This is a genomic window from Peribacillus sp. P4_D6 (assembly GCF_056401795.1).
Genome location: NZ_JBFUIQ010000211.1, coordinates 1 through 4349, shown reverse-complemented (window position 1 = coordinate 4349; position 4349 = coordinate 1). Strand labels below are relative to the sequence as shown.

Annotated in this window: 3 protein-coding genes and 1 pseudogene; 3 read left to right on the top strand and 1 reads right to left on the bottom strand. The window is 40.0% G+C overall.

Features of this window, described 5'->3' with window-relative positions:
- The coding region (locus AC1DVB_RS25520) for a spore germination protein (RefSeq protein WP_477591561.1) at window positions 1–1293 on the bottom strand (1293 nt) is incomplete at its 3' end.
- A 209-nt stretch (window positions 1294–1502) separates the two neighbouring features.
- Between AC1DVB_RS25520 and AC1DVB_RS25515 the strand changes: the two genes are divergently transcribed.
- The 3 genes and pseudogenes from AC1DVB_RS25515 to AC1DVB_RS25505 form a co-directional block, all read left to right on the top strand.
- On the top strand, window positions 1503–3029 hold the full coding sequence (locus AC1DVB_RS25515; RefSeq protein WP_477591559.1) for a spore germination protein: 1527 nt from the start codon (window positions 1503–1505) through the stop codon (window positions 3027–3029).
- Between the two features lie 18 nt (window positions 3030–3047).
- Window positions 3048–4139, top strand: coding sequence for a GerAB/ArcD/ProY family transporter (locus AC1DVB_RS25510; protein WP_057277756.1), 1092 nt, complete (start codon window positions 3048–3050; stop codon window positions 4137–4139).
- A pseudogene (locus AC1DVB_RS25505) lies at window positions 4136–4349 on the top strand (hypothetical protein); the annotation flags it as partial. The gene AC1DVB_RS25510 and the pseudogene AC1DVB_RS25505, both read left to right, overlap by 4 nt.

The following is a 4349-nucleotide window of genomic DNA, read 5'->3' as shown; positions in this document are numbered from 1 at the left end:
GATAAAGAATAATGTAGTTCCGTATAAACCTAAAACGGCTGCAAAAATCATCGCCCCGAACCTTAATGCCCTGAACGCCAGTCCAAAGCTATATTGCGGGACCGTAAAAGAGGTAATCGTCGTGATCGAAACGATTATGACCATGAGGGAACTTACAATATTGGCTTGAACTGCCGCTTGTCCAATAATGACCCCGCCAACCAATCCAACCGTTTGACCAATGGGCGATGGGAGCCGAATACCTGCTTCGCGAAGCAGTTCAATCGTTACTTCCATGATGATGGCTTCAACAAACGGCGGAAATGGCACGTTCTCCCTTGTACCCGCGATGGTCATCGCCAGTTCTGACGGAAGCAATCCAGGGTTGAACGAAACCAAGGATATATAAATCCCTGAAAGAAATACGGTAACAAATAAAGATAAATAGCGAAGTATACGTAAAAAAGAACCCGCTACCCACCTTTCATAATAATCATCCGGTGACTGCAGCAGCATCGTGATCGTCGTTGGTGCCATCAAAGCAAATGGCGATCCGTCAACCATGATGACCACCCTTCCCTCCTGCAGTGCAGCCAATACTTTATCCGGACGCTCTGTATTTTGGATCTGTGGGAAAGGGGTTAACGCTGTATCTTCAATTAATTCCTCAAGCATCCCCGAGTCTTGGAGATCAGTAGCTTTCACTTCATTTATCCGTTTATTCACTTCTTTTAGCAAAGAATCGCTAGCTTTTCCCTCATAATAGATCAATGCAACTTCCCGTTTTTCCATCGTCCCGAACTTCTGTTGTTGGACGATAAGGTTGGGATGGTTCGAATATTGCCTTATCAAGCCGATATTTTCTTGAAGACTTTCGATAAACCCAAGCTTCGGTCCCCTGACAACCCTCTCTGTTGAAGGTTCACCCAGTGTACGAACTTTTTCCTTTTCCAGATTCAAGACATAACCATTTACAATTCCATCTAAAAATAAAAGCGTTTTCCCGTCAAAAATATGCTCTATAGCTTTTTCATATGTTTCAACATCCTGTTCCCTGACTGAACAGATTTTGGAAATKACCAGCTGTTCGATAGAAACCGGGTGCCTGGTTTCAACCTGGGCAGCCGATAGATCCAGGACTATCTCATTGAATCCAGGGTAATCCATCGTTCCATTGACAAATACAAATAATCCCGAAACTTCATAACCGGGAATGAATACCTGTTTAAAAACTACATCATCCTGCATATTCAATTCAGATTTCAATTTATCCTGTTTTTGATCCAATTTAATATGCAAGGGTTTACTTTTCATGGTGAACTCCTTTGGTTAAATGGGGTTTTTATATTCTCAGTTTCCTCTATTTACAATTTTTTTATGCGAAAGGAAATGAAGGCAGCTTTTACACTAATTTATTTAATGAATTTCCTTTCTGAAGCGAGCGACATTAGCATCCAAAATGGTTAATTTGTAATTAAATTGCAAATGCTAGGATAATAAGCTTTAGTGCAGAGGTGACAACATTGTTTAACCGCAGAACGTTCAAAAAAAAGCCAAATCAACCAAACGAAAAAAATGAAGAATTAAATAACGTTTCGGAAGTAAGGGACCTATTCAATACCCTATCTTCATCCAATGATTTCATTAACCATCAAGGAACATATAATGGCGTAGGCTATTGGGTCTCTTTTTATCGCTCGTTGATCGATGCACAGGATCTTCATAAAAGTGTTCTTTCTGTCATACCTACTCTAGAAGCGATAAATTTGGAGCAAATAAAAGAAAACGTTCCTATTGAGAATACACTAATCACCAGTACCAAGGTTGTAATCGAAGATAGGATCATGAGAGGCGAAATTGCACTTCGTTTAGATGGAAATCTTGATGAATGCCTATTAATCAATGTTGCGGCCCAACAAGGAAGGCAAGTTAATAAACCTGAACTTGAATTTGGCATCATAAGTGCTCAAGAAGCATTTGTCGAGGATATTGATATCAATCTGAATTTAGTCAGAAAAAGGCTTCCTGTCCCTGGATTGCAAGTAAATGAAATGACTGTGGGATCCTTGTCTAAAACGAAAGTGGCCGTTTTATCGATAGAAGGGATCGTTGATCAGGAAAATGTTGATAATGTTATACAAAGGATCAATGACGTAGAGTTTGATGAAATATTGGACGGGTCCTATCTCGCGCAAATGCTATATGATAATTCAAATACCTTGTTTCCCCTTTTTCTAAATACGGAAAGGCCTGACCGCATCGCAAGTGCATTGGCTGAGGGCAAGGTAGCCCTGTTAATCGATAGGTCATCCTCTGCACTTATTACTCCAACMATTTTGTTAGAATACTTCATCACCATGGAAGATTATAATATGCCGTGGATTCCGGCATCCGCTTTCCGTTTATTAAGAATATTCGCGGTCGCTTTTTCGATTTTTGCCACTCCCATTTATGTAGCCGTGCTGACCTATCATTATGAACTGATTCCTAAAGATCTTTTGGAAACGATCGTCACGTCCAGGAACTTAATACCTTTTCAGCCATTGATCGAAGCATTATTCCTGGAGATCTCCATTGAGTTATTACGGGAAGCGGCTGCCAGGCTGCCAACAAAGGTAGGCCAGACATTAGGTATCGTCGGCGGTATCGTTATCGGTCAAGCAGCCRTTGTTGCTGGTTTGACCAGTAATATCTTATTGATAATCGTTGCCCTCTCGGCATTGGCATCATTTGTTACTCCCATTTATAAAATGGGTAATGCCATACGGCTGCTGCGGTTCCCCTTCTTAATCGGGGCCCAAATTTGGGGGCTGCTGGGCATTACCATAGCAGCCGTGTTTTTGATGACCCACCTTATCAAATTAACTTCTATGGGACACCCGTACCTCGAACCGATATACCCATTTCGGATGCAAGATTGGAAAGACAGCTTTGTTCGGCTTCCTTTCAATCTTTTCAAATCGCGGCCTGTAAATTTACGTCCAGATGATAGAGCCAGACAGCCACTGCCCAAAAAAGCAAGAATCAAAAAAAATGATTTTAATGAATGATCTAAATGAGGGTCCCATATGAACCAAGCTGGTGTTAATGAAAAGTATAAAGTGTCACCGTTCTATGTGTTTTTTTTAGTGCATTCCATGCAAACAGGAGTAGGCGTTTTGAGTTTTCAAAGAGTTTTAGCGAAGACAACGGGAACGGACGGCTGGATTTCGATCCTTCTGGCCGGCCTGTTCGTTCATATAATGATTTGGGTCATATATAAAATCTTCAGTATCGTTCCTGGCGATATCATTTCTGCAAATAATCAAGCATTCGGGAAATGGATCGGGAATTTCTTCAGTCTATTATTCATTCTTTACTTTTTGATCCTAGGGATGACAGTAATGATTAGCTATATAAATGTCATACATGTATGGATGTTTGAAGAGGTACCATCTTGGGCGTTTTCGGTGGTTTTCCTGATCCTGATTTATTATATAAATACGGGAGGATTCCGAACCATTACGGGTATTACCTTTTTAAGCTCCATTCTGACATACTGGCTTTTATTTGTCCTATTCTATGCCATGAAATACTCAGAATTCACCAATTTGCTTCCTGTTTTCCACCACACTCTATTGGATATATTGAAAGGAACAAGAAGTACTTCATTAACAATGCTTGGGTTTGAAATGATCGTGATGTTTTATCCGTTCATCAAAGATGCTAAAACTTCACAAAAATATGCTCATGGAGGGGCCTTAACAACAACCTTAATAACCGTATTCGTTTATTTAGTTTCAATTGTTTTTTATTCACAAAAACAGTTGGAACTGACTATATGGCCGACGCTGACATTGACCAGTATTGTCGAATTTCCCTTTATTCAACGATTTGAATATATAGATGTTTCTTGGTGGGCCATCGTTATCATACCCAACATGACCATTTCCTTGTGGGCTGCAAGCCGAGGTTTCAAGCGTTTATTCAATGTTCAGCAAAAGTATCCATTATGGGGGATGTCCATTATAATCCTGCTTACGAATATTTTTGTTTTTGATGTCGATTCACTATATATATTGCGTAAAATCATCAATCCATACGGCGCATTCTTTGTTGCTTTATACTTGCCTCTTCTTTTGGTCATTATCTATATAAAGAAAATGAGGAAACGTTCATGAGAAAATTATTTCTTGTTATCTTGGCTTTTCCCCTCCTTTGCAGCTGTGCCCAGCCAAGAGTGGTAGATGAAGTCAATATGTCCCAAGCCATTGGCTACGATATACTTAAGAATGATAATGTCGAAGGAATGTTCGTCATTCCTATCTTCCAACAGGACAAGATGGGTAAATATCAAATCTTAACTGGAACATCGACAACAACAAGTGATG